At 66.6% G+C, this 24,165-nt stretch carries 23 protein-coding genes and 2 pseudogenes; 20 read left to right on the top strand and 5 right to left on the bottom strand.

Annotated features, from left to right (window positions below; translation table 11 throughout):
• Positions 1–14: 14 nt before the first annotated feature.
• On the bottom strand, positions 15–794 hold the full coding sequence (locus tag H5V44_RS13075; protein WP_185193569.1) for an SDR family NAD(P)-dependent oxidoreductase: 780 nt from the start codon (positions 792–794) through the stop codon (positions 15–17).
• Positions 795–846: 52 nt separating this feature from the next.
• Positions 847–2,097 carry a histidinol dehydrogenase gene (gene hisD / locus H5V44_RS13080; RefSeq protein WP_185193570.1) on the bottom strand — a complete coding sequence of 417 codons (1,251 nt, stop codon included), beginning with the start codon at positions 2,095–2,097 and terminating at the stop codon, positions 847–849.
• A 289-nt stretch (positions 2,098–2,386) separates the two neighbouring features.
• Between hisD and H5V44_RS13085 the strand changes: the two genes are divergently transcribed.
• The 4 genes from H5V44_RS13085 to H5V44_RS17880 all read left to right on the top strand — a co-directional run bounded on the left by H5V44_RS13085 (position 2,387) and on the right by H5V44_RS17880 (position 5,964).
• A complete protein-coding gene (locus tag H5V44_RS13085; protein ID WP_185193571.1) occupies positions 2,387–3,346 on the top strand; it encodes an ABC transporter permease in 960 nt (319 codons plus the stop codon).
• Positions 3,343–4,149 (top strand): ABC transporter permease subunit, encoded by an 807-nt coding sequence (locus tag H5V44_RS13090; RefSeq protein ID WP_185193572.1) that lies wholly within the window; start codon positions 3,343–3,345, stop codon positions 4,147–4,149. The genes H5V44_RS13085 and H5V44_RS13090 overlap by 4 nt, the downstream gene beginning before the upstream one ends.
• A 43-nt stretch (positions 4,150–4,192) precedes the next feature.
• Positions 4,193–5,695 (top strand): FGGY-family carbohydrate kinase, encoded by a 1,503-nt coding sequence (locus H5V44_RS13095; RefSeq protein ID WP_221625716.1) that lies wholly within the window; start codon positions 4,193–4,195, stop codon positions 5,693–5,695.
• A gap of 137 nt (positions 5,696–5,832) precedes the next feature.
• Positions 5,833–5,964, top strand: a complete 132-nt coding sequence (locus H5V44_RS17880) for a hypothetical protein (RefSeq protein ID WP_281381267.1) — start codon at positions 5,833–5,835, stop codon at positions 5,962–5,964.
• An 801-nt stretch (positions 5,965–6,765) separates the two neighbouring features.
• On the opposite strand, the gene H5V44_RS13100 is transcribed toward H5V44_RS17880, so the two are convergent.
• The gene (locus H5V44_RS13100) at positions 6,766–7,212 is read right to left on the bottom strand and encodes a sugar phosphate nucleotidyltransferase (protein WP_185193573.1); all 447 of its coding nucleotides are present in this window, start codon (positions 7,210–7,212) and stop codon (positions 6,766–6,768) included.
• A gap of 983 nt (positions 7,213–8,195) precedes the next feature.
• Here H5V44_RS13100 and aglJ point away from each other — a divergent pair.
• The 3 genes and pseudogenes from aglJ (at position 8,196) to H5V44_RS17620 (ending at position 10,033) form a co-directional block, all read left to right on the top strand.
• Positions 8,196–9,119, top strand: a complete 924-nt coding sequence (gene aglJ, locus H5V44_RS13105; RefSeq protein WP_185193574.1) for an S-layer glycoprotein N-glycosyltransferase AglJ — start codon at positions 8,196–8,198, stop codon at positions 9,117–9,119.
• A gap of 213 nt (positions 9,120–9,332) precedes the next feature.
• A pseudogene (locus tag H5V44_RS13110) lies at positions 9,333–9,639 on the top strand (MarR family transcriptional regulator).
• A 47-nt stretch (positions 9,640–9,686) separates the two neighbouring features.
• Positions 9,687–10,033, top strand: a pseudogene (locus H5V44_RS17620) (type II toxin-antitoxin system PemK/MazF family toxin).
• Between the two features lie 189 nt (positions 10,034–10,222).
• Here H5V44_RS17620 and dnaJ read toward each other — a convergent pair.
• Complete coding sequence (dnaJ, locus tag H5V44_RS13115; protein ID WP_185193575.1) at positions 10,223–11,401, bottom strand: molecular chaperone DnaJ; 1,179 nt, start codon at positions 11,399–11,401, stop codon at positions 10,223–10,225.
• A 110-nt stretch (positions 11,402–11,511) separates the two neighbouring features.
• Here dnaJ and H5V44_RS13120 point away from each other — a divergent pair, with 110 nt between their 5' ends.
• The 8 genes from H5V44_RS13120 to H5V44_RS13155 all read left to right on the top strand — a co-directional run bounded on the left by H5V44_RS13120 (position 11,512) and on the right by H5V44_RS13155 (position 17,869).
• Positions 11,512–12,558 (top strand): zinc-binding dehydrogenase, encoded by a 1,047-nt coding sequence (locus H5V44_RS13120; protein WP_185193576.1) that lies wholly within the window; start codon positions 11,512–11,514, stop codon positions 12,556–12,558.
• The gene (locus H5V44_RS13125) at positions 12,548–12,868 is read left to right on the top strand and encodes a hypothetical protein (protein WP_185193577.1); all 321 of its coding nucleotides are present in this window, start codon (positions 12,548–12,550) and stop codon (positions 12,866–12,868) included. Before H5V44_RS13120 ends, H5V44_RS13125 begins: the two co-directional genes overlap by 11 nt.
• 142 nt (positions 12,869–13,010) lie before the next feature.
• Positions 13,011–13,361, top strand: coding sequence for a DUF5802 family protein (locus tag H5V44_RS13130; protein ID WP_185193578.1), 351 nt, complete (start codon positions 13,011–13,013; stop codon positions 13,359–13,361).
• 214 nt (positions 13,362–13,575) lie between these two features.
• On the top strand, positions 13,576–14,520 hold the full coding sequence (locus H5V44_RS13135; RefSeq protein ID WP_185193579.1) for a Vms1/Ankzf1 family peptidyl-tRNA hydrolase: 945 nt from the start codon (positions 13,576–13,578) through the stop codon (positions 14,518–14,520).
• Positions 14,521–14,596: 76 nt separating this feature from the next.
• On the top strand, positions 14,597–15,688 hold the full coding sequence (locus H5V44_RS13140; protein WP_185193580.1) for a DUF1611 domain-containing protein: 1,092 nt from the start codon (positions 14,597–14,599) through the stop codon (positions 15,686–15,688).
• A 3-nt stretch (positions 15,689–15,691) separates the two neighbouring features.
• Positions 15,692–16,741, top strand: coding sequence for a dipeptide epimerase (locus tag H5V44_RS13145; RefSeq protein WP_185193581.1), 1,050 nt, complete (start codon positions 15,692–15,694; stop codon positions 16,739–16,741).
• A 346-nt stretch (positions 16,742–17,087) separates the two neighbouring features.
• Positions 17,088–17,357 carry a glutaredoxin family protein gene (locus H5V44_RS13150; RefSeq protein WP_185193582.1) on the top strand — a complete coding sequence of 90 codons (270 nt, stop codon included), beginning with the start codon at positions 17,088–17,090 and terminating at the stop codon, positions 17,355–17,357.
• Positions 17,357–17,869: a redoxin domain-containing protein gene (locus tag H5V44_RS13155; protein ID WP_185193583.1), complete on the top strand. Its 513-nt coding sequence runs from the start codon at positions 17,357–17,359 to the stop codon at positions 17,867–17,869. The genes H5V44_RS13150 and H5V44_RS13155 overlap by 1 nt, the downstream gene beginning before the upstream one ends.
• Before the next feature lie 130 nt (positions 17,870–17,999).
• Here the strand turns inward: H5V44_RS13155 and H5V44_RS13160 are convergent, their stop codons facing one another.
• On the bottom strand, positions 18,000–18,533 hold the full coding sequence (locus H5V44_RS13160; RefSeq protein ID WP_185193584.1) for a hypothetical protein: 534 nt from the start codon (positions 18,531–18,533) through the stop codon (positions 18,000–18,002).
• Positions 18,534–18,959: 426 nt separating this feature from the next.
• On the opposite strand from H5V44_RS13160, the gene gatD reads away from it, so the two are divergent.
• The 5 genes from gatD to sppA all read left to right on the top strand — a co-directional run bounded on the left by gatD (position 18,960) and on the right by sppA (position 23,555).
• Complete coding sequence (gatD, locus tag H5V44_RS13165; RefSeq protein WP_185193585.1) at positions 18,960–20,213, top strand: Glu-tRNA(Gln) amidotransferase subunit GatD; 1,254 nt, start codon at positions 18,960–18,962, stop codon at positions 20,211–20,213.
• 61 nt (positions 20,214–20,274) lie between these two features.
• Positions 20,275–20,541 carry a DNA-binding protein gene (locus H5V44_RS13170; protein ID WP_185193586.1) on the top strand — a complete coding sequence of 89 codons (267 nt, stop codon included), beginning with the start codon at positions 20,275–20,277 and terminating at the stop codon, positions 20,539–20,541.
• Positions 20,531–21,994 (top strand): hypothetical protein, encoded by a 1,464-nt coding sequence (locus H5V44_RS13175; RefSeq protein WP_221625717.1) that lies wholly within the window; start codon positions 20,531–20,533, stop codon positions 21,992–21,994. Before H5V44_RS13170 ends, H5V44_RS13175 begins: the two co-directional genes overlap by 11 nt.
• A gap of 91 nt (positions 21,995–22,085) precedes the next feature.
• Positions 22,086–22,256, top strand: coding sequence for a hypothetical protein (locus H5V44_RS13180; protein WP_185193587.1), 171 nt, complete (start codon positions 22,086–22,088; stop codon positions 22,254–22,256).
• A gap of 291 nt (positions 22,257–22,547) precedes the next feature.
• Entirely contained in the window at positions 22,548–23,555 is a 1,008-nt protein-coding gene (gene sppA / locus H5V44_RS13185; RefSeq protein ID WP_185193588.1) for a signal peptide peptidase SppA, read from the top strand.
• Positions 23,556–24,165: the final 610 nt, after the last annotated feature.

Raw genomic sequence — 24,165 nt, forward strand, 5'->3', positions numbered from 1 at the left:
AGCCGAGCCCGTGTTCATCTGACGGTGTATCCACCATCGATGACGATGGTCTCACCGGTCATATACGAACTGGCGTCGGAGGCGAGATAGACGACCGTCCCGCCCAGATCTTCCGGCGGTGCCATCTGCTCCATCAGCATCTCCGAGAGCCACGCCGCCTCCATCTCGGGGTTCTCCGCCAGGAGTTCGTCGATCATTTCCGTCCGAATGTATCCCGGGGCGAGGGCGTTGGCTCGGACGCCGTGTTCCGCCCATTCGGAGGCCAACTGTCGCGTGAACGACACCACCCCGCCCTTGCTCGCGTGGTAGACGACTTCCTCCTGCGGGTAGTTTGCGACGAACGCCGACATCGACGCCATATTGATGATCGTCCCGCCGCCGTTGGCGACCATCCACCCCCCGGCGTGTTTCGTGCAGAGAAACACGCCGGTGAGATTGGTCCGAAGTACCTCGTTCCAGGTCTCCAGGGACATCTCGTAGGCCGGTGCGGTCCGGGCGATGCCCGCGTTGTTGACCAGCACGTCGATCCCGCCCAACTGATCGACTGTCTCCTCGACCAGCCGCTCGACGTCGTCCTCTGTGCCGACATCGGCCGACACACCGGTTGTCTCCACGCCGGTCGTTTCCGCGATTTCTTCGGCCGCTGCCCTCGCCTCATCGCCGTTCCGGTTCGCGACGCAGACGTCCGCGCCCGCTTCCGCGAGGGCTTCTGCGAGCGCGCGGCCGATCCCACGACTTCCTCCGGTTACGATCGCCGTTTTGTCGTCGAGCACGAACTGGTCGAGTACCGACATACGCCAGCCACTGGCGCCCGGATCCATAACTTCCGCCCCTCCAACAGGTGGGTCACTCGAATCGCTTGCGGACACTCTCGGCGTGTGCCTCGAGACCTTCGAGTTCGGCCAGCGAAACGACCGCCTCCGAGATGGACGCCAGCCTGGCCTCATCCAGGTGCTGGACAGTGCGGGACCGGACGAACGAGTCGACGGAGAGTCCTCCAGCCGTCCGCGCCGCTCCCGACGTCGGGAGCACGTGGTTGGGGCCGGCGGCGTAGTCGCCCGCTGCGACCGGGCTGTACTCCCCGAGGAAGACGCTTCCCGCGCTGTCGATGTTCTCAAGCGTCTCCCCGGGCTCCTCGGTCATCACAACCAGGTGCTCGGCGGCGTACGCCTCGGCGAAGTCGGTCGCGTCGTCCATCGAGTCGGCGACGAACACGCCGCTGCTGTCGTTCCGGAGCGCGTCGCGGATGATCCCGGAGCGCTCCCGATCCGGGGTCTGTCGTTCGATTGCCTCGGTCACGGCTGCGGCGAGCGATCCGTCCGGGGTGACCACGACTGTGGAGAAGTGGGGGTCGTGCTCGGCCTGCCCAACGAGCTCTGCGGCGACGATTTCAGCATCCGCGCTTCCGCCTACAACGACAAGTACCTCCGTCGGTCCGGCAATCATATCGATCGCCACATCGCCGCGGACCTCGGCTTTGGCCGCTGCAACCCACCGGTTTCCCGGGCCGACAATCTTCTCGACGGACGGGACTGTCTCGGTTCCGTACGCGAGAGCCGCCACGGCCTGTGCCCCGCCGGACACGTATACCTCGTCGGCGCCCGCAAGGTGGATCGCCGCAAGAGTTACTCGGTTCAGTTCCTCGGCTGGCGGCGTCACGACTGCGACCTTCTCGACGCCTGCGACCTTCGCCGGAACGACCGTCATCACCGCTGTCGATGGATACGTGGCGTTTCCACCGGGGACGTATGCGCCGACGCGCTCGATATGGCGGAACTGTCGGCCCATCGTCCGGTTGCCGAAGGAATCCACCCAGTCCTCCCTGACTTGGCGTTCGTGAAACTTCCGGACGTTCTCAATGGCGGACAATATCGTTTCGGGTATCCCTGAATCGATCTGGTCTGCAGCCGCCTCCGCGGCGTCGGTTACGTCGAGCGCGTCGAGCGCGACGCCGTCAAAGTCCCAGCTGAACGACCGAAGGGCTTCGTCGCCTTCGGTCCGCACCTGCGCAATGATGTCGGCCACGTCTTGGCGCACCTCGTCAACCCCGGCATCCCGGTCCAGGGGGGTGTCAATATTAATTACCATCCGCCACATAGTGGTGTCGCGAGCCGATCCGGCGTTTAATATATAAAACGTCCGCCATACGGGGGAGGCGGATGTATGATCATTAGTGGTATAGCCGGAGTGAGATGCGTCACGTGAGCAATCGGCGACCGGCGAGGAATAACCCGTTGGGGCGTCTCAGTCGGCAGACCGGGACACTCACCTGCTCGGCTGGTGGGATAACTGTTATCATTCCTCGAAAGGCAATTGTGGATCATCACAATGAGGATGAACGGATTTGGCACCAGTGGCGGGCGATTACGCCAGGTGTGATCCACGGATGAGTATCAGAGAGGGGCTCCGCTACGGAAGCCTCCGCGCCAAGTGGCGCGTCGTCGACGCACTCATCGCAGCGAAGGAACGCGTTCCGGTTCATTTCGAGGACATCTCCGACCGGTTCGGGTACGCCCTGATCATCCCTGGAATCCTCCTGGTGAGCTTCCTCGCTGTCGGGATGGTTCTTCTTGCTTGGTACAGTGTCCTCACCTACGATACCGTCGAGATCATCATCTACGAGTACACCCTGGGGAACTGGGAAGAACTCGTCGACACCGGGGCGTTCTACACAGTCTTTTTCCGGACAATACTGTATTCCGCCGTGGTCACCGTCGGCTGTGTCGCGCTGGCGATCCCGTACGCGTATCTCGTTGTCCGCACCGATCGGACCCTGTTTCGGTATCTCCTCCTGTTCGGGCTGTTCGTCCCCTTCTTTACCGGAGTCATCATCCGAGCGTACGGCTGGCTGATCATACTTGGCAAGAACGGCCTCTTGAGTTGGGTGCTCAGCGCTCTTTCGCTTCCATCGATGAGCTTCATCGGAACCCCCGTAGCAGTGTTCGTCGGTCTCCTGCAGTACCTGCTTCCCTTCGCGGTGTTGATGTTGACACCCGCGATTGCAAGCATCGACCCCGACCTCGAGCGGGCCGCGAGAAACTGCGGCGCAAGCCAGTGGCAGACGTTCCGCCACGTGGTGTTACCGCTGGCACGGCCAGGCATCACTGCCGCGACCATTGTCGCGTTCACCATCTGTATGGCCAACTATTCGATCCCCGACCTGCTCGGTGGTGGGACGATAAGTTTCGTCGCGAACTTCATCTACAATCAGGTCTTCGGCACGTTGAACTATCCGTTCGCAGCAGTTCTGAGTCTGGCCTTGGTTGCTGTCGCCTCATCGTTCGTCTTGATCGTGTTCAAAATATACGGAACCGGCACGCTTGGTGTGGAGGTGGACGAGGCGTGAGCCTCCTGCGTCGGTTCGGCGGCGATCATCCTTACCTGACCGCGTTCACACTCGTCGAGCTCGTCTTCCTGATTCTCCCCTCGATCATCATATTGGTCGTCTCGCTTGGCTCGGGCGAGATCATCTCGTTCCCACCGACGGAGCTCTCATTGAAGTGGTATGCGTCTCTACTCGACCAGTCGGAGTACGTCAGTCCTTTCATCAACAGCGTCGTCGTCGCCACGTTCTGTACTGCTATCTCTATACCGATCGGTATCGTGACAGCGCTCGGGCTGAACCGCTACGACATCCGCTTTGAGGACGGAATCCAGATCTATCTTCTCCTGCCGTTCACCGTCCCGCTCGTTGTTTCGGGATTCATCTTCCTCATCATCTTCGGCCGTCTGGGCTGGATCGGGCAGCTTTGGGCAGTGGGGCTTGGGCTGACGATCATCAATATTCCATTCATGATCTGGAGCGTCGCTTCAAGTGTCAACGCGTTCGACCCGACCCTTGAGGACGCTGCCCGCAGTCTCGGCGCCGAGGAGATACAGACCTTCTTCAAGGTGACGCTCCCGTCGCTGATGCCGGGGGTGATCTCGGGCGCGCTGCTGATGTTTATGCTCGCGCTCAACGAGTTCATCGTCAGCCTCATTATTACCGTGACCAGCACCGAGACCCTCCCGGTCGCGATCTACGGGGCAATCCGTGGAAACATCAGCCCCCAGGTTGCCGCAGTCTCAAGTATCTACGTCGTCGTCGCCATCGTCGCTATCATCGTCGCCGACCGCCTCGTCGGCCTCGAACGTTTCCTCCACACCTGATTGCCACCCATCGCCCGAGTGTATGACCGACACACGCGTCCTGTTGGCCGTCGACGCCGGTACATCCTCGATTAAGACGGTGGCGTTTGACCTCAGTGGGACGGAGTTGGCGATCGCAACTCGGGAGACGACGACGCTCAGGCCTACACCGGGCCACGTTGAACAAGATCCGTCGGCGATATGGGATCAGACGGTGGCAACGCTCCGCGAGGTGACTGCCGCTCTTCCCGACGGGGCAACGCCGCTCGGCGTGGGCGTCACTGGGCAGGGCGATGGACTGTGGGCGATCACTGAGGCGGGTGATCCAGTCCGCAATGCTGCCCTGTGGTCCGACAGCCGTTCTACTGAGATACTCGAAGAGTGGGCTTCAGACGGACGTCTGGACCGGATCGTTCGCCAGTGTGGATCGAAGCCATATCCGGGTATGAGTCTCCCGCTGTTGGCGTGGTTGGCCCGCGAGGAACCCACACAGTACGAGCGGGTCGACACCATCCTGTCGTGTAAGGACTGGCTCACGTTCCGATTGACGGGCGAACGGACGCTGGATCACACCGAGGCGACCATCCCGTATTTGAACAAAGCGACCGAGCGCTACGACCGGGATATCTTCGAGGTGGTCGACTTACCGGACGCAAAGTCGATGCTCCCGCGGCTGGTCGCTCCGACTGAGGTGGTCGGGGCAGTCACAGCGACTGCCGCAGCCGAGACTGGCCTCGATCCCGGACTCCCAGTCGTATCAGGGGTCTTTGACGTGCCGGCGTCGGGCATCGGGACCGGAGCGGCGACCAGCGACGGCCTCTCGATCACGCTCGGTACGTCCCTGACACACCAGGTGTTTGTCGATGGCCCGCAGCCGGACACCTCGGGCATCCAGATGAGTCTAGGAATCGAAGGGCTTTGGACGTACGCCATCAGCTCAAACGCCGGGACGCCGAGCCTCGAGTGGGTCGCCGAAACCCTAATCGGAGGCGAGGAGGTCGCAGCGCTTGAGATGCTAGCTCGGACAGCACCAGTCGGGAGCGACGGGGTGGTATACCACCCGTATCTGAGTACGAGTGGGGAGCGAGGACCGTTTATCGATCCGAACGCCCGTGGGCAGTTCGTCGGGCTGACACCCAACCACGGGACCGAACACCTAGTTCGAGCGGTATATGAGGGGCTTTCGCTGGCGATCCGTGACTGCGTCGAACATCTTCCGGCCGACCCGACGACCGCGGCCCTGGCTGGCGGCGGGACCCGTTCGGAGTTGTGGTGTCAGTTGATTGCCGACTGCCTCGGCTGTACTATCGTTGTACCCGAGAGTTCGGAAGCGACGGCGAAGGGTGCGGCCGTCCTGCTCGCGATGTCGCAGGGTGAATACCCCTCACTTTCGGCGGCGATCGAACGGATGGTCACGATCGACCGCCGGTATAACCCACGAGAGCGGGTCGCAGATCAGTACGACATCTTGTTTGACCTCTTTTCGGAAACCAAGCAGGAAATGAACTCGATCTGGTCGCGGCGTGCGACAGCATTCGATCGACTGGGCTCCGAGTCCGGGGAGTGATACCCTCCGTCTGTGTCGTCATCGAATATTGTCCCGTCGAGGGCCTTTCTAAGTACTAACGACAACGATCGGCGGAGGCCATCCCCGCGGACTTCGGTAAGATTGCGGCCTGCGACCCCGAGGCGGCGTGGTGGGTGATGAAAACCCGCAGTGATGGCCACGCGGCGCTCGAAGCGCTCTCCGAGCCACCCGACGGCGAGCCGCGGGTGCCACGCACCTACAGCGAGCATATGACCCCCGAGAGTATCGCCTCGACACGCCGGGGGTGACGGACGTGGTGACCTTCGAGTGTGCCCGCGAGACGCGAGTAGACGAGACGCCCCGCGGCGTGTGAGTGGCCGGGGCGCTGGGACTGGAACGGACACAGGGCGGGGGACGGGAGCAGCCATTCGGGCAGAGCCGGAGGCCGCTGGAGGCGCCGTCGGTGCCACGACTACAGCGCCCATATCGTCCGCAGGGACTGATTCCCGCGTGTCGGCACCCAGTGTAGGACGCGGGGGACGCCGCCGGGGACAGTTACGGGACCCACATCGGCCACGGAGAGAGGACGCGACGTGAGTGTGGCCCGCCGCCTATCGAGGCTGACAGCGTCGGCCCCGGGCGTGAGAACCGCGGTTGCCGGCGGGACGCCGCGACCAGCGTGTGCTTCGAGGTACGGACTGCCCGTGCGTGTTGCTCTGCGGAGCCGATCCCGGAGCGGTGACAAGCGTGCTGAGATCCCACCGACGGGGGTGCGATGCGCCACTGACGAGCGCGGGGAGCAGACACAAACGACACCGGACCCACGCCACGGGGGATAGGTCACGCGTCCGCTCGAACGCCGGCCACGAGCGGTGGCTGCAGCGACTCCCAGTTCGTGGGTGCAGGCGTGCAATCAGTACCTCAGTCGGTTGGCGCTACAGACGGCGTGTGTAGCCTGCTTGCGGAGCCGATCCCCTCTGTAGTTCCGTCTCTTTCGGGCGTCGGATACAACTTTGTAGTACTCGGCCGGAGAATAGGGTCGAAACGGAACCGAAAGAACTCACTCGCGGGCAAGGGGCGCTCCAGCGTTTCAGTGGTCTCGAACTCCCCTACGCTCGTGTTCCCTGTAGTAGCGTTTGCAACTGGTTGCACATCCGATCGCACGCCGTCGTGCAATCGAGTGAGCGAAGACTTACAAACGCCACGATAGTTCGCTCGACGGAGTCGAAGACTTCCGGTTCGAAGGCGTACCAGCCGACGTTCCCGCGGTCCGTCGGAGGCTCGGCCGGCATCTCCACAGTTGCGTCAAGATCGTCATTGTCACCGGCAGAGACGACCCCGTACGAGCCCGGATCCGCAACCGTCATCGTCGCGGTCGCGTAGCCGCCGGCATTCGCGAGCACATACGGGAGCGACGCCTCACCGAGCACGTCACCGATGAGGACGACGAAGCGATCGTCGACGATATTCGCTACGGATAAGCAAGGCGAGTGCCTCGGGGTCGTACGGAAATCGAAGATTTCCGTGATGACGAGAGACTCCGTCTCTCGAGCCACTTGACCCTGAGGGTGAAGCCGACACGAACTTTTAATTAAATCATATTTCGTACGGTAGAGTACGGTCGGAGACTCCAAAAGACGGGTTAACGAGCTTGATCCAACGCTGACTGATACTGTTGGCTATAACTACGTGAAGATGTTCGACACCCCGGGGTGTCGAACCCCGTCACGGGACTACAGCCGACAGTATGAGACAACTATGGAACCGTGGTGTCTCTCAAAATCCGCCGGTGGCGGTGAGACGGACACTATCCGGTCGTGGTGGAGCGACCGACTCCCACGGACGCATCGAGCGTTCGGGTGTTAATTCCAACCGAGTGCATCTGCACAGGATCGGGAGGGACTAAATTCGCCTGCGGGTGCGGTGCAGAATCCTGAACGGTGAAGCCTCGGGGCTTGTCCCCGAGATACTTCACGGGCGATGGTTCTCGTCGACACTAACGTCCTCTACGCCGAGAACGACACGGAGCCAACGAGACACGAGGCTGCCGCGACGGCACTGGCTGTGATCCACGACGGCGAGTTCGGACAACCGTACAGCAGCGACGTCATCTTCGACGAAACGATCACGCTGGCCCGGACGCGGACGGGATCCGTCGACGTTGCCACCCGGTTGAGTGACCGACCCCCGGATCGCGAGCGGTTCCCGCAGGTATTCGGGCTACTACGGGTCTCCGCGGGTCCGTTCTCCGACGCGACGGGAGTGTTCGATCGGGACGACGACCAGGAACTGAGCTTCGCTGACGCGACGACCGTCGCCCGAGCGAGAGGCTACCGACGGGCGGGAATGGAACGCTCAGCGTGCTGGCCACGTCACGAAAGACCCGTAGCGTCTTGTGAACGACAGCGGGTCCATCGAGTCGGGAGCGCGGGGGCTTCCGAGGTCGTCTCGGCACTGTTTTCACCCACTTCAGTCCTACCTGAACAGTATCGGCGTCGTTCCGGAACCACTTTGATGCGCCCCCGACGCAGTCCAACCAATGCCTCCTTTCGACGACGTCACCGTCCTCGTGCCCACCTACAACGAGGCCGAGACCATCGGGCAGGTCGTCGCCGACTTCCGCGAGGCGGGCTTCGACGACGTCCTCGTCGTTGACGGCGGCTCCGACGACGACTCCCCCGAGATCGCCGACAGCGAGGGCGCCCGCGTCGTCATCCAGTCGGGGTCGGGCAAGGGCCAGGCCGTCCGCGAGGGAATCCGCGAGTACGTCGATCGCGAACACGTCCTGATGCTCGACGGCGACGCGACCTACAGCGTCGACGACGCCGAAGCGATGTTGGAACCCCTCCGCGCCGGCGACGCCGAACACGTCATCGGCAACCGCTTCGCGGACCTCCGGGAGGGTGCGATGACGCGGTTCAACCAGTTCGGCAACCGCCTCATCAATCGGGGGTTCGCGTTCGTCCACGGGCGGAGCTACGACGACATCCTCTCGGGGTACCGGGCGTTCACCCGCGAGTCGTTCCTGAGGATGACCCTTTCGGCGGACGGGTTCGGGATCGAGACGGAGATGGCCGTCGAGTGTGCCAAGCGCGGCATCGACACGGCAGTCGTCCCGATCACCTACCACCCGCGGCCCTCGGGGTCGGACACGAACCTCCGGCCGATCCGCGACGGCGGGATCATCTTCCTCGAACTCTACCGCCGCGCGAAGACGAACAATCCGCTCTTCTATTTCGGTAGCCTGGGCGTGCTCTCGACGGTCTCCGGCCTCGTCATCGCCGCCTACGTCGGGATCGAGTGGATCACTCGGGGCATCTCCCACGAAGTGATGGCGGTGGTTTCGGGGTTCGGAATCATCGTCGGCGTCCAACTCCTGATGTTCGGGGTGCTCGCGGATCTGGTGTTGTCGCTGCACCGCGACACGCTCCAGAAGATCGACGAGGAGACGGGCCCGGAGTGAAAGACGGCGCGGGATCACGGATTGATGACCGATCAAAACCTCGAAGCGCTTCGCGACGAGATGAAGGACCAAGGGGAAGCGCTCGCTGACGGGCTCGGCGGCGATCCCGACGACGACTGACAGCGTCCGCTCGACGGCGAGTGAATCGATGTACGGAGTTCCCAGTCGGTGTTTTCAATTCTTTCACAAAACATACCGTATCCCAGCGCAACGATGTCCATCGACCGAGACATCTTCGAGAATGCAAGCGAGGACGAACTCGCAGAGCTTTCGATGCCGGATCGGGTCCTCGGATTCCTCGCGGCCCACGCGGATCAGGCGTTCAAAGCGCGTGAGATTGCGTCCCGGATCGACGTCGACGAGGGGGCGGTCAGTACCGCCCTCTCGCGACCTCGTCGAACACAAAGCAACGTACTGGGCGATGACTGACGACGCCGAGCGCCTCGAAGGCTACAGCGGCTACGAGTGGGCGACTGAACCGTTCAACGACCGTCTCGGTCCCGCGGACGAGGAGGCGTAGCGCGAGCACGCCCCCCGGAGACCACACCCGAGCGTCGAAGACGAACAGTGACCGACAACGAAGGTCTCTTCGAACGGGGCGACGTCGTCTACGGTGCTGACCCGTTCAAAAGTGGCGAGGACGCTCGACCCTGGCTCGTCCTCTCGAACCACGAAGGAGTCCGTTCCACGGCGAGCAGTACATCGCGGTCACGCTCACGACGAGATCTTGGCTGGATGGCCTCATCGAGATCCCCAAGGAGAGTTGGCTTTGCGGCGGGTCCCCCGAGTAGAGTCGGATCGTTCCGTGGGGCGTCTAGTCGATCGCCCGCGAGGACATCAGTTTCCGGCAGGGATGCCTCACCGACGCCCTTGTCGACGAGGCGGTTGCAGCACTCGTCGAGGAACTCCGGTAGTGGTACTATCACGGAACAGCCGATAGGAGAGAGTGCGAGTCGACCGTGGTGCTATACGGACAGAGCGGTCCAGCAGTAGTACCGCGAGGCGAGCGAACGCGAGCCTCGCGGCAATTTTTGGTCCAGATTTTTTGCGGGGGTTCGAGGCCGCGCGGAGCGCGGCCGAGGACCCCCGATAAAAAAGGTGGATTAGAAGCTGTTCTTGATCTTCTCGAAGAACCCCTCCGAAACATCCACGTCTTCACCTCCGGCCTCCGCGAACGCCTCCAGGGCTTCACGCTGTTCCTGGTTCAGGCTGTCGGGCGTTACCACCTGCACCTGGACGTAGAGGTCGCCGTGGCCGCGACCCCGCAGGTGCGGCATCCCCTCGCCGCGGAGCCGGAACTCCTCGCCGCTCTGGGTGCCCGCGGGAACGTCGAGGTCGGTCGACCCGGTGACGGTCGGAACCTCGACGGTGGCCCCGAAGACGGCCTTCGGGAACGAGATCGGGTGGCGGTGGTAGAGGTCGTCACCGTCGCGCTCGAAGTCGGGGTGATCGCGGACCGCGACGTCGATCAGGAGGTCGCCCTTCGGGCCGCCGTTCTCGCCCGGAGCGCCCTCCCGCTCCATCCGGAGGGTCTGGCCGTCGCGGATCCCTGCGGGGATGTCGACCGACAGCGTCGCCTCCTCGCGGGTGACGCCGTCGCCGCCGCAGACCGAACACGACTGGCTGTAGGTCTCGCCTGCGCCCTCACACCGGGGACAGGTCTGGGTCTGCTGGACGCGTCCGAGGGGCGTGTCGCGGACGGTCGTGGTCTGGCCCTGGCCGTTGCACTGCGGGCAGGTCGTGACGTCGGCGTCGGCTGGGTGGCCGCGGCCGCCGCACTCCGAACACTTCTCGGGCCGGGTGAGCGTGAACTGCTTTTCGACCCCGCGGGAAACCTCCTCGAGGTCGAGGGTGACCTGCGTGCGGACGTCGCTGCCCTGCCGGGGGCGGTTCCGGCCCCCGCCGCGACCCTGGCCGCCGCCGAAGAACTGGTTGAAGATGTCCTCGAAGGGGCTGCCCTGGCCGCGGCCACCGCCGCCGCCCATCCCGCCGAAGGGGTTGCCCTGACCGCGGCCACCGCCGCCGGCGCCGCCGTTGTCGAACCCGCCGCGCTTCTCGGCCTGCTCGAAGCGCTCGTGGCCCACCTGGTCGTACATCCGGCGCTTCTCGTCGTCGGTGAGGACTTCCTTGGCCTTCTTGATCTTCTTGAACCGCTCCTCGGCGTTCTCCTCGTCGGAGACGTCGGGGTGGTACTTCGCGGCCTTCTTGCGGTAGGCTTGCTCGATCTCGTCCTCGGTGGCGTCCCGGGAGACGCCGAGGACGTCGTAGAAGTCCTCGCTCATTCGTTACCAGTGGGTAGTCGGTTGAGCCACTTCAACCGTACGGGTGACGTATCCGGAACGGAACGCCGGCTTGGGGCGCTATTTTGTACCCGGCGGGCCACCACCGGGGTATGAAAGCCGTCCAGTTCACCGCACACGGCGACCGCGACGTCATCGAGTACTCCGAGGTCCCGATGCCGGAGCCCGGCCGCGACGAGGCGCTCGTGGACGTGAAGGCCGCCGCGTTGAACCACCTCGACGTGTGGACCCGGCGGGGGCTCCCGGGGATCGACCTCGAACTCCCACACACGCCCGGCAGCGATATGGCCGGGATCGTGGAGGCCGTCGGCGAGGACGTGGGCCGGTTCGAGCCAGGCGATCGCGTCGCGCTGTTGGCGGGTGTCGCCGGCGACGGTGGCGACCGCACCGCCCCCCGGCGCGACGACCCGACGCTCTCCCCGGGGTTCCACATCATCGGCGAGCACACGCCGGGGGTCCACGCCGAGTACGCCGCGGTCCCGGCGTCGAACCTCGTTCCCGTTCCCGAGGGCGTCGAGTGGGAGGTCGCCGGCTCGGCCGCCCTGGTGTTCGGGACCGCCTGGCGGATGGTGACCGACCGGGCCGACGTCGACCCCGGCGAGCGAGTCGTAGTCCACGGCGCCTCCGGCGGCGTCGGCCACGCGGCGGTCCAGATCGCCGCCCACGCGGGGTGTGAGGTGATCGCCACCGCCTCCTCGGACGCGAAACTCGACCACGCGGCCGCGTGCGGCGCGGATCACGGCATCAACTACGAGGAGCAGTCGTTCGCCGACGCCGTCTACGACCTGACCGACGGCCGCGGCGTCGACGTCGTCGTCGACCACGTCGGCGAGGCCACCTACGAGGGGTCGCTGAAGTGTCTCCGGAAGGGCGGCCGGCTGGTCACCTGCGGCGCGACCACCGGCGGCAACCCCGACGCCGACCTCCGGCGGATCTTCTGGAACCAGCTGTCGGTGATCGGCTCGACGATGGCGACCCCCGAACAGGCCGAGCGCGTCTTAGAACGCGTCTGGGACGGCACCTTCGCGCCGCGGATCCGCGAGCGGCTCCCGATGAGCGAGACCGCGCGGGCCCACGAACTGATCGAGGACCGTGAGGGCTTTGGCAAGGTGGTCGTAATCCCCGACAGTGAGTTCTGACGACGACGGCTACGTCCACCGCCCCGGCGGGACGGACGCCACGGCCGACAGCGACGCCCCGGGAGCCGCGGCCGGGTCGACGGGGGCGCCCGCGCCGGAGGGGTTCGGCTCCCGCGGGTGGGTGCTCGTCGGCGTGCTCGTGGTCTGTACGCTCGTGATCCCCGGGATCATCTACCTCCGGCCCGGGCTCCTCTCGGCGGTCGGGATCCCGTACATCGCCTCCCTGCTCGTGCTCCCGCTTGTCCCGGCGGTCGCGCTGGGGCTCACCGCCGTCTGGGCGATGACCGCCGCCACCCGCGACGACGAGTGAGCGCAGGGCGAGCGGGTCGGCCGCCCGAGGCCACGGTTTCGTGCCGGGGGGACGGGATCCGTCCGTCGGTTTTTCTCGTGGATCCGAAGCCGACGTCCGAGGAAGACTTATTAGGGTGTGTGCGTGTGATCCACTCGCAGGGATGTTCGAGACGTTCTCCACGGGCTACTACCTCGGGCGGCTCTACGTCGAGCCGTCGGACCGCGACGTGCCCGCGATCCGGCGCGAGGACCACGAGCGCGTGAACGAGCGGCTCTACGGGGACGAGGGGCTGTTCCGCGTCGACGCGCCGCTCGTCATGAAACTCGACACCGGCCACATCCCCGTCCTGGGTGACGAGGACGTGCCGTCCGGCACGCTCGCGGTCCCGGACGACATCGACGACCGGGACCTCCCGGCCGAGCGCGACGTTCTCCTCGCGAAGTCCGAACGGGCCGCCGAACTCCTGAAGTACTCCGGCTACCGCTTCGGCGACGACGGCGCGGTGACGTAATCGGGCGGCGTCTATCGACCCGGAGTTACGCAATTGGAAGGTGCGAACCCTCGTGTAGTGTCGACCGGCGGAGAATCCACCGCTGGTGTGGAACTGGAAGGGGCCGCGGGCTTCCGAAGGCCGCTTCTCCTCGGTGACGACAGTTGCAGTCCACAGGAACCGACCCTACATCACCGGCCGACAGTATAAGTACCCCGCGTTCGGGCGTCGAACTATGCTCGATCAACTCCTCGGCCGGGCCGAACTCAAAGACCGGATCGAGGAACTCGAAGAGGAGAACCGCCACCTCGAACGCCGCACGGAGGCCGAGGAGGAACGGCGCTCGGAGGCCGCACGGAAGCGCCAGGAGGCGGAGGCCGAGGTCAACCGGCTGGAGGACAAGGTTGAGGGGCTCGAAGAGCGGATCGACCGCCTCTCGGGGACCGACGACGTCGAGGTGTCGTTCCGCGGGACCGAGATCCTCCGCGACGACCGCCGCGACGAGGTCCTCGCGCGGCTCGCGTCGGTGTCGACCGACGCCGAGGGCGCCCTGACCGCGATGGTCCGCGACGACGTCCCCGACGCCGTCCGCGACGTTCTCGGGGAGCGGTCGGCGCTGGTCCGGCGGGCGGCCCCGTGTCTGGTCTGCGTCGACGACGCGGGCCTGATCGCGGCCGCGCTCGCCCCGCCGACCCCGCCCGCGCCGTTCGTCGAGTGGGGCGGGGGCTTCCGGATCGATCGTTCGTGGTTCGCCCCGGTCGATCCGACGTGGGTCGCCCTGGTGCGGTCGGACCGCTTCGCGCTCGGCGTCTACGACGGCGAGACAGTGACCCCGGTCGACGACATCGAGTCCGACGTGCAGGCCTCCCACTCGAAGGGCGGGTTCTCCCAGGCCCGGTTCGAGCGCCGGCGCGACCAGCAGATCGACGAGCACCTCCAACGCGCCCGCGAGGCCCTCGAAGCCCACCTCGGGAGTGACGCCAGCGAGTCGGGAGCCGGCGACGGCGACCCGACGCCCCCGGCCGACGCCGACGTCGTCGTGCTGGGCGAGGGGACCGTACTGGGGCGGTTCACCGACCTCGCGGATCGGACCGCGACCGTGGATGCGACGGGCGAGCCGGCGGACGCGCTCCGGAGTGCGGTCCGGGACTTCTGGGCCGTCCGACTGTCGCTTCTGTGAGCCGGCCGCGCCCGCCGGGGTCGTCGCGGGTGGGTGACCGCGGCAATTAAGATTCGGGCCGTCGTTGCCCGCGAGTATGGCTGAAACGGCAGACGCGGGCGGCGAGCGGGTCGTCGTCCTCGCACACGGGAAGTTCCCCGAGCGGGCGAAGACCGCGGTCGGCGTGCTCAAGTATAGCAACGACGAGATCGTCGCCGTCCTCGATCGCGACCGCGCCGGCACCGTTGCGTCCGGGCATCGATCGGACCTCCCCGAGGTGCCGATCGTCGCGTCGATGGCGGAGGCACCCGAGGCCGACACGCTGCTCGTCGGCATCGCGCCCATCGGCGGCGGCTTCGACGAGTCGTGGCGCCCGGACGTCCGGACCGCGATCGAGCGCGGCTGCGACGTGGTCGCCGGGCTCCACTACTTCCTCTCGGAGGACGACGAGTTCGCCGCCCTCGCCGACGAGCACGGCGTCGCCCTCCGGGACGTCCGCAAGCCCGATCCGGACCTGGGCGTCGCGGAGGGACGGAGCGCCGACGTCGACGCCGACGTGGTGCTGACGGTCGGGACCGACTGCTCGGTCGGGAAGATGACGGTCTCGTTGGAACTGGTGGAGGCGGCCCGGGAGCGCGGCATCGACGCCGGCTTCATCCCCACCGGCCAGACCGGGATCATGATCGCCGGGTGGGGAAACCCGATCGACCGGGTGATCTCGGATTTCACCGCCGGCGCGGTCGAGGAGATGATCCTCGAGATCGGCGACGACCACGACGTCCTGTTCGTCGAGGGGCAGGGCAGCATCGTCCATCCCGCGTACTCGGCGGTCACCTGCGGGATCCTCCACGGCGCAATGGCCGATTCGTTGGTGTTGTGCCACGAAGCGGGCCGGGAGTCGGTCCACGGCTACGAGTCGTTCGGTCTGCCGCCGGTCCCCGAGTACGTCGACCTCTACGAGCGGCTGGCCGCGCCGGTCCACGAGGGCGAGGTCGTCGCCGGCGCGCTGAACACGCGGGGGATCGACGACGACAGCGACGCGCGGGCCGCGATCGAGTCGTTCGCCGACGACCTCGGCGCGCCCGCGGCCGACGTCGTCCGGTTCGACGCCGACGCGATCCTCGATGCGATCCTCGGCGGCGAGAAGCAGCCCGAGGGCCGCAGCGCGTCCGGCAGCGGGGGCGGGTAGCGAATGCTCGACGCCGCCTTCGAGCGGGTGTCGATGCCCCTCGCGAACGCGTTCACCATCGCCCGCGGCACCCAGGAGACCGCCGAGAACGTCGTGGTTCGGATCACCGACGACGACGGAACCACGGGCGTCGGTGCCGCCGCCCCCTCCCCCCACTACGGGGAGACGGCGGCGACCGTGGAGGCGGTGCTTCCCGAACTGCTGTCGGTCGTCGAGGCCGTCGGCGACCCACACGCGGGCCAGCGGATCGAGCGGGAGCGGCAGGCGGTAGTCGCCGACAACCCCGCGGCCCACGCCGCGGTCGACATCGCCCTCCACGATCTCGCCGCGAAACGGCTCGAAGTCCCGCTGTACCGACAGTGGGGACTCGACCCGGAGGCGACCCCGAAGACGTCGTTCACGATCGGGCTCGACGCCACCGACCGGATGCGCGAGAAGGCCGCCGAAGCGGTCGCGGCGGGCCACGACGTGCTGAAGGTGAAACTCGGCACCGACCGCGATCGGGAGATCGTCGCCGCGATCAGGCAGGCCGCCCCCGAGGTCCGCCTCCGCGTCGACGCCAACGAGGCGTGGACGCCGAGGGAGGCGGTCCGCCGGATCGATGCCCTCGACGACCACGGCGTCGAGTTCGTCGAACAGCCCGTGCCCGCCGAGAACCCCGACGGGCTCCGGTACGTCTACGAGCGGTCCGCGCTGCCGATCGCGGCCGACGAGTCCTGCGTGACGCTCTCCGACGTCCCGGCGGTGGCCGACCGGGCGGACATCGCGAACATCAAGCTGATGAAATGCGGCGGTCCCGGGGCGGCAAAGCGGCTGCTCCACGCCGCTCGCGCCCACGGGCTCGAAGTGATGCTCGGGTGTATGATCGAGACGAACGCCGCGATCGCGGCGGCGTGTCACCTCGCGCCGCTGCTCGATTACGCCGACCTCGACGGGTCGCTGCTCCTCGATTCCGACCCCTACGCCGGCGTCCCGATCGACGGCGACGGGATCCACCTGTCGGCGCTTGCGGACGACGGGCGAGCTGGAACGGGCGCGCGACAACGGGACTGAGAACGACGACGCTCGCATTCACCAGCCGGGTCGACGGGGGTGACTTCCGTCAGCGATTGCTGACCGGGAAACGATCCCGGGCGGGACTGGAAGGGGCTGCGCTCTCGGCGAGCGAGACGACGCAAGGACCGCAGGAGCGAGCCGTGCGAGACCGGATGTCTCGCTGGAAACCGGCGGCTCGCCGCCGGTGACGAAGCGAGCGACGAGGACCGCAGCGAGTCGCAGCCGCCGAGAGCGCAGGGGCTTCCGAGGTCTGCTTCGAGTAGTCCGGGTCAACACCAATCGCACCAACGTAGACCGGTTCCGCGTCCGAAGCGCTTAGGGGTGGTTCGGCCCTACCACGGGTATGAGCGATACCGACGACGGCATCACGCTGTACCGACTCCAGGCGTGTCCGTTCTGCGAGCGCGTCGTTCGGGCGCTCGACGACCTCGACATCGAGTACGAGTCCCGGTTCGTCGAGCCGATGCACTCCGAACGGAACGCCGTCAAGCGCATCTCCGGCAAGCGGAGCGTCCCCGCGCTCGTCGACGGCAACACCGGGGTCACGATGTCCGAATCCGCGAACATCGTGGAGTATCTGGAGCGGACCTACGGCGACGGGGGGGTCGCCTGATGGACCTCGACTTCGAGGTCACCGACCTCCCGGAGAGCGACCACCCCGAACCCGGCGACGTCGCCCCCGACTTCATCCGGCCGCTCGTCGGCCCGGAGTACTGGGAGGACGCCGCCCTCTCGGAAGTCGTCGCCGAGGGGCCGACGCTCCTCGTTTTCCACCCGATGGACGGCGCGTTCCCCACGACCTACATCTGGAACGCGTTCGACGACCACGGGTTCGCCGAGGAGGTCCAGGTCGTCGGCGTCTCCGTCTCCACGCCGTACGCACACAGGGACTTGCTGGAGGAGCGCGCCGCGGGCGCCCGGCTCTTTTCGGACCTCGATGCGGGCGTCGCCGCGGCGTACGACGTCGGGAACGACCTCGACGGGATGGAAGGCGTGACCGAGCACCGCCCCGCCGTGTTCCTGCTCGACGCCGACCGGGCGGTCCAGTACGCGTGGGTCGCCGACGAGTGGCCGGCGTTCCCCGATTACGAGGCGATCGCCGCGGCGATCGACGAGCACGTGTAGACGACGGCGTCCGCCTGCTGGTACTGTACAGGTGGGCGTGAAATCGTCGGAAACGTGACCCCTCGAAGCCCCACCCGACGAGATCAGTCTTGCAGTCGCGCAACCAAACACGGCCCGCCCACCCGGGACCTCAAACCTCCCGCGTGACCCCGTCCCGGAGGTCCCGGCCGAAGTAGTGACCCAGGATCGACACGAGCAGCCCCGCGCCCGTTCCGACCCCGACGATGGCGACGCCGTAGTCCGCGAGTATTCGGACCGCAATCGGCGCGAAGACGCTGGTGAGCGTCCCCAACAGAAAGGCCGCGCCCGCCGCACCCGCCCCGGCGAGGCCGACCTCCAGATACCGACTGCGGGAGCCGATCACACCCGCGGCGAACGCGACCGCGAACAGCCCGAGGAACCGTCCGATGGCGCCGACGATCGGGACCGCCCCACCCGCGATCACGGCCGCCAGCGACGCAAGGAGGATCACGAGAAACGACCGGAGCGAGAAGGCGGGGGCGATCCCGGACGGCAACAACCCGCGGAGTCGACTCCCGGAGGTCGACTTCTCGCGCGCAGCGCCGGAGTCACCCCCCGCGGAGCCGCCGAGGTCGTCGTCCATGTCGTCCAGCAGCGCCGCGGGGTCGTCGGCGTCGGCGTCGCGTTCGTCGGAGCGTTGCATACCGAAACATAGGCGTCGCGAGTGGTGACTCTTGTGCCTGTGTCGGTGGTCGTGTTCGGGTGCGTGGTGTGCGCTGGAAGTCAGCCATCGGGCGGGACTGAAACGGGCGGGCGTCTCGCCGAAGTTGACGAGAGCGCAGCTCTCGTCAGCCAACCAGAACGCGAAGCGTCTGGTGAAGACGCGCGACGCAAGTCGCGAGGCGGCGGCGCCGCCTCGGCTCATACGAACGGGCGCGGAGCGCCCGTGAGTAGACACCGCAGGAGTGAACGAAGTGAGCGACGAGGAGCACAGCGAGCGCATCGAGTCGAGACGCCGGGAGCTTTCGGGGCGCTCACAGCCACGCTGACGACGACGCAACTGGAAACTGACCAACCCTCACAACAGTAATGGAGTGGATTCAAGTCCGCGCCGGGGATAGCTCGGGGTATGAACCCCGGAGACCGCGTCAGAATCGAGCGCGCGGGCGTCGAAAACGAGGGCGTGTTGATGCCCTCCTCGACGCCGGATCACCTCGTGGTCAAGCTCGACGGCGGGTACAACGTCGGGATCGCACGCGAGGATGCCGACGTCGAGATCCTCGAATCCGACGTCTACGACGTCGAAGCCGCACACTCGGAATCCGACGCCTCCGAGATCGAGTTCGACGAGGACCTCCCCACGGTCTCGCTCATCTCGACGGGCGGGACGATCGCCTCGACCGTCGACTACCGGACCGGCGCCGTCACCGCGCAGTTCGACGCCGAGGACGTGCTTCGAGCCGTGCCGGACCTCGCGGGGCGCGCGAACTACCGCGGGCGGGTCGTCACCAACATCCTCTCGGAGAACATGACGCCCGACGTGTGGCAGGACCTCGCCGAAGCCGTCGCCGAGGAGATCCGCGCCGGCGCCGACGGCGTGGTGGTGATGCACGGCACCGACACGATGCAGTTCACCGCGTCGGCGCTGTCGTATATGCTCGATACCCCCGTCCCGATCGTGTTCACCGGGAGCCAGCGCTCGGCGGACCGGCCCTCCTCGGACAACGTGATGAACGCGGTCTGTGCCGTCGAAGCCGCCAAATCCGACGCGGCCGAAGTGCTGGTCTGTATGCACGCCTCGACCGCCGACGACGCGTGTGCGCTCCACCGCGGCACGAGAGTTCGAAAGAACCACACCTCCCGGCGGGACGCCTTCGAGACCGTCGGCGCCGAGCCGCTGGGGACGGTCGATTACGACACCGAGACCGTCGAGTTCCGCCGCGGCTACGCCGAGCGCGGCGCGACCGACCTGGACGTCCGGACGGCGCTGAACGGCGACGTCGCCCTGCTGAAGTTCACGCCCGGGCTGGACGTCGACCGCTATGCGGGGATGCTCCGCGACGCCGACCTCGACGGGGTCGTGATCGAGGGGACCGGGCTCGGCCACGTCCACACCGACCTGATCCCGGTGATCGAGGAACTGACCGACGGCGGCGTCGTGGTCGCGATGACGAGCCAGTGTCTGGCGGGCCGCGTCTGCGACCGCGTCTACGACACCGGCCGCGACCTCCTCGACGCCGGCGTCGTCGAGGCCGGCGACACCCTCCCCGGGACGGCGAAGGTGAAGCTGATGTGGGCGCTGGAACACCTCGACGACCCCGCGGCGGCGATGCAGCGGCCGGTCGCGGGCGAACTCCAGGAGCGATCGGTACCCTGGACGTAGGCGGGGAAGGGCACCGGGCACGGCATCGACGGACGATTCCACGCGGACGACACCACCCTGTATGACCGAGACCCCACGCGAAACTGACGACGGAGCCGCCGCGTACGTCTGCGGCGACTGCGGCCGCGCGTTCCATTCCGAGGACCTCCGGGTCCTCCACCGCGGCGTCAGACACCCGGACGCGCTCGACGCCGCAGAACAGGACGCCTACCGCGAGGTCTACCGGGACGAAGAGCGGGCGATCCGGTCGTTCCGCATCCGCGCGCTCGGCGTCCTCGTGGTCCTGTACTTCGGGTTGCTGTTTCTCTACGTGATCTATGCGTCGTGACGCGACGCCGCGGTGGCGCGACCGCGTTGTGACCGTCGCGGCGGCGGTCGTCACGTTCGCGCTCGGCGTCGCCCTCCTCGCCCGCGGGGTCGCCGCGAGCAACGCCGCCGTCGGGCTCTCGGACGCCGCCGGCGACCCCCTCTCGGTCCCGCGGTGGCTCTACGTCGCGACCGGCGGCGCCGCCATCGGCGCCTCGGCGCTGCTCGCCGGCTTCGTCACCGACCGCGGGTTCGTGGCCGCGATCCACGAGTGGCGGCGCGACATCGGCGGCGACCGGCTCCGCCGCGCCGGCCGTCTTCTCGCGGGTGTCCTCGGCGCCGCCCTCGTCGCGCTCGTGGTCTACCGCGGGTTCGTCGGGCCGCAGCTCTCGACGGTGAACTTCGCGGTGATCGTGCTCTTCGCCGGCGGGCGGGCGGGGCTGACGATGGCGTCGTACCTCGTCGGCAACGCGTGGCCGGCGGTCAACCCCCTCCGGGCCGTCGACCGGCTCCCGACCGGGGTCGTGGCGTACCCCGACAGCCTGGGGCGGTGGCCCGCGCTTGCGGGGATCCTGCTTCTCGTGTGGGTTGAGACGACGACCGGCGTGACCCGGCGGCCGGCGGTGCTCGCGACCGCGGTCGTCGGCTACGCGGTCGTCACCGTCGCCGGGGCAATCCTGGTCGGCGGCGACGCGTGGTTCCGGAACGCCGACCCGATCGCGACCGCGTTCCGGTTCTACGGTCGCGTCGCGCCGCTGTCGTGGGACGGCGGCCGCCTCACCCTGTCGATTCCCGGGATGCGGCTGGTTCCGCCGGTCGGTCCCGACGGCGACGTCGGCACCGCGTCAGGGAGCGCGGACGACCGTCTCGCCTCGGGGCTCGACGACGTCGCGGTCGCGGTGGCGCTGGTGTGGGAACTCACCTTCAGCGGGTTCGTCACGACCGAGCAGGGCGCCGCGGCGGTGCGGGCGGTTGCCGCGGCCGGACTCCCGCCGCTGGTGATCTACGCGACGCTGTTCCTCGGCGGGTTCGCCGTGTTTTACCTCGCGTTTCTCGGTGCGGCACGGGTCGCCGCCCGCCGGGTCCGCACCACGCGCTCGGCCCGGACGCTCGCGGTCGCGTTCGCCCCCTCGCTTCTGATCGTCGCCGCGGGCTACCACCTCGCGCACTACTTCGGCTTCTTCGTCTCGCTTTCGCCCACGCTCGCGGCGGCGCTCGCGTCGCCGCTGTCGGCGCCCGCGAACCCGGTCGTGCTCACGCTGCCGGCGTGGATCTCGGCGCTCAACATCGCGTTCGTGCTCGGCGGCCACCTGGTGGCGATCTGGGTGGCCCACTCCACCGCCTACCGGCTGTTCCCCAGCCGGCTGCAGGCGATCCGAAGCCAGTACCCATTCGTGGCCGTGATGATCGGCTACACCGCGGTGAGCCTGTGGCTGATCTCGCTGCCGACCGCCTCGCCCGCGTTTCTGGGGTGAGAGGCGAACTCGCCCCCTCGGTGGGTGTAACCGCGGTTTCAGTCAACGTAACGTCTACGTGGGCGTGACACTATCCCCTACCCGATCCACGATGTCGGTATTTCAGAGCCCGCTCGTTCGCTACGGGATCGCACTCCCAAGCGCCGCCGTCGCCGTCGCCATCGGCGTTCTCGTGTTCGAGGGAACCGCCCGGCTGTTGGTGTTCGGAATCGCCGCCCTGGAGGTGATTGCACTACCGCAGATCCTCAAGCACGCCGAGTGAGGGCGGCCGGCGGTCGTTTCGGCGGCACCCCATCGTAGATCGGTGATCTCGCGGCCGCCGCACCGCTTGTGTCGGCCACAGGAACGGATGCTCGGTCGAGTGGATCCGCGACAGCGCACCATCGGTATCGGCGGGGAGCTGATACTGTCGGCTATAGTCCCGTGACGGATTCCGACACCCCGGGGTGTGGAAAATCTTCACAGCCACCCTCTGATCCAGCGCGGTGTTCGTATCGGCTCCTGCCGTTCGGCGGGCCGGAACACTCTCCCATATCCACCCAAAGGCGCGTGTATGGTCGAAACGACCGATCTGAAGCGTAGCGGCATCGTACTGTCCGGCGTCGTCGTCGCGGCGGCACTTGCAGTCGTCCTGTACGGGATCGTGCCACTGTTTACCGGCGTCGGTGCGGTCGAGGTGACCCTCGGCGGACTCGTCTTCGTCGGACTCTCGGCAGCGGTCAGGCGGTTCGCGTCGGCCGCGGTCCCGGACTACGAGGTGGCCGAGGTCGAGGTCGACGACGTGATCACGCGCGACGGCGACAGCGGCGGCCCGGTCCCCTTCAGCGGTGGCGGCGCGTCCGCCAACGACATCGTCGAGCGGATCGAGCGGGCCGATGACGATACCGCCGTCGAGGCGCTGATCGTGACACTGAACACCCCCGGCGGTGCAGTCGTCCCAAGCGAGGACATCCGGAAGGCCACGGCCGATTTCGACGGTCCGACCGTCGCGTACGCGGAGGATATGGCGGCAAGCGGCGGCTACTGGATCGCTTGCGGTGCCGACGAGTTCCACGCCCGCGAGGCCGCGATCGTCGGCTCGATCGGCGTCGTCGGAAGCCAACTCGGCCGGACGGAACTGGCCGAGAAGGTTGGACTGGACTACCGGCGGTTCGTCGCCGGCGAGTACAAGGACACCCCGACGGAGTGGCGCGAGCTCAGCGACGACGAGGTCGCGTACTTCCAGGGGCTGCTCGACGACTGGTACGACCAGTTCGTCGAAACGGTTGCCGCCGGCCGCGGCCTCGAAGAGCAGTTCATCCGCGACACCGAGGCCCGTATCTACCCCGGTGAGGCGGCCGTCGAGAACGGACTCGTCGATCACTGCGGCCCACGCGAACGGATGGAGGACCGACTGGCCGACCGGCTTGGCGTCGACGAGATCACCGTCGAGGAGTTCGAACCCGATCGGGACCTGCCCGAGAAGCTGAGTATGGGAGCGCAGAAGACCGCTCGCGCGTTCGGCGCCGGCGTCGCGAGCGTTCTCGTCGGCGATGAGGCGCCCAGTATTCGGGTCCGGTAGGCTCTCCGGTCGGAGGCTTGCCGAGTCGCGCTCGACGGAGATCGGGTAGTTAGCGAAGCCAGTGGCACATACCCGGCGCGCATCTCACGCAAAGCGCTCCGGTTTTCGATCAGAGGAGATCGGCCACTACAACCAGCCCGGAGAACAACCGGATTATGTACCTCAGTTAATACGGCTGCTTTCGACACATATCCGTGACAGTAACTGCGAAGACCTTTCCACACTCACAGTTCACTCGATACATCTCCGTCTCTGCTTCAAGCCACCTGCCGCAGTCACACTGGATCTTGATAGTTCTGTCCCGGGAGTGATCTACAGATCCCATCACGGACCTACAGGATATGGTTGGTGCTACGACATAACCCTTTGATTTCACTCGAATAGTCACAGTCAGTCTTGCACGCACGTCCAGCTAACGTCGGCGAGGCGAAGTGAACGCCGACCAACTGCTGCATACAACCGCTATATTCGTACTGTCGGTTGTAACGGTCGTGTTAAGTTAAGCGTGAAGAGTGAGGCGTGCTGATTTCTGAGTGATCTATGCCCGAAATCACACGCCTCAGCGACGGTAGCGACTGGATCGAATTAGATTTTGTGGAGCGTCAGCGGA

Source organism: Halobellus ruber (genome assembly GCF_014212355.1).
Taxonomy (GTDB): domain Archaea; phylum Halobacteriota; class Halobacteria; order Halobacteriales; family Haloferacaceae; genus Haloquadratum; species Haloquadratum rubrum.

What these genes read in the sequence shown, in the direction of transcription:
- aglJ (WP_185193574.1), top strand. Translation starts at nt 8,196, where the DNA reads ATGCCTCCTTTCGACGACGTCACCGTCCTCGTGCCCACCTACAACGAG.
- H5V44_RS13130 (WP_185193578.1), top strand. Translation starts at nt 13,011, where the DNA reads ATGTTCGAGACGTTCTCCACGGGCTACTACCTCGGGCGGCTCTACGTC.
- H5V44_RS13140 (WP_185193580.1), top strand. Translation starts at nt 14,597, where the DNA reads ATGGCTGAAACGGCAGACGCGGGCGGCGAGCGGGTCGTCGTCCTCGCA.
- H5V44_RS13075 (WP_185193569.1), bottom strand. Translation starts at nt 794, where the DNA reads ATGTCGGTACTCGACCAGTTCGTGCTCGACGACAAAACGGCGATCGTA.
- H5V44_RS13085 (WP_185193571.1), top strand. Translation starts at nt 2,387, where the DNA reads ATGAGTATCAGAGAGGGGCTCCGCTACGGAAGCCTCCGCGCCAAGTGG.
- H5V44_RS13180 (WP_185193587.1), top strand. Translation starts at nt 22,086, where the DNA reads ATGTCGGTATTTCAGAGCCCGCTCGTTCGCTACGGGATCGCACTCCCA.
- H5V44_RS13120 (WP_185193576.1), top strand. Translation starts at nt 11,512, where the DNA reads ATGAAAGCCGTCCAGTTCACCGCACACGGCGACCGCGACGTCATCGAG.
- H5V44_RS13150 (WP_185193582.1), top strand. Translation starts at nt 17,088, where the DNA reads ATGAGCGATACCGACGACGGCATCACGCTGTACCGACTCCAGGCGTGT.
- hisD (WP_185193570.1), bottom strand. Translation starts at nt 2,097, where the DNA reads ATGTGGCGGATGGTAATTAATATTGACACCCCCCTGGACCGGGATGCC.
- sppA (WP_185193588.1), top strand. Translation starts at nt 22,548, where the DNA reads ATGGTCGAAACGACCGATCTGAAGCGTAGCGGCATCGTACTGTCCGGC.
- H5V44_RS13170 (WP_185193586.1), top strand. Translation starts at nt 20,275, where the DNA reads ATGACCGAGACCCCACGCGAAACTGACGACGGAGCCGCCGCGTACGTC.
- H5V44_RS13155 (WP_185193583.1), top strand. Translation starts at nt 17,357, where the DNA reads ATGGACCTCGACTTCGAGGTCACCGACCTCCCGGAGAGCGACCACCCC.
- H5V44_RS13145 (WP_185193581.1), top strand. Translation starts at nt 15,692, where the DNA reads ATGCTCGACGCCGCCTTCGAGCGGGTGTCGATGCCCCTCGCGAACGCG.
- H5V44_RS13160 (WP_185193584.1), bottom strand. Translation starts at nt 18,533, where the DNA reads ATGCAACGCTCCGACGAACGCGACGCCGACGCCGACGACCCCGCGGCG.
- H5V44_RS17880 (WP_281381267.1), top strand. Translation starts at nt 5,833, where the DNA reads ATGAAAACCCGCAGTGATGGCCACGCGGCGCTCGAAGCGCTCTCCGAG.
- H5V44_RS13175 (WP_221625717.1), top strand. Translation starts at nt 20,531, where the DNA reads ATGCGTCGTGACGCGACGCCGCGGTGGCGCGACCGCGTTGTGACCGTC.
- gatD (WP_185193585.1), top strand. Translation starts at nt 18,960, where the DNA reads ATGAACCCCGGAGACCGCGTCAGAATCGAGCGCGCGGGCGTCGAAAAC.
- H5V44_RS13135 (WP_185193579.1), top strand. Translation starts at nt 13,576, where the DNA reads ATGCTCGATCAACTCCTCGGCCGGGCCGAACTCAAAGACCGGATCGAG.
- dnaJ (WP_185193575.1), bottom strand. Translation starts at nt 11,401, where the DNA reads ATGAGCGAGGACTTCTACGACGTCCTCGGCGTCTCCCGGGACGCCACC.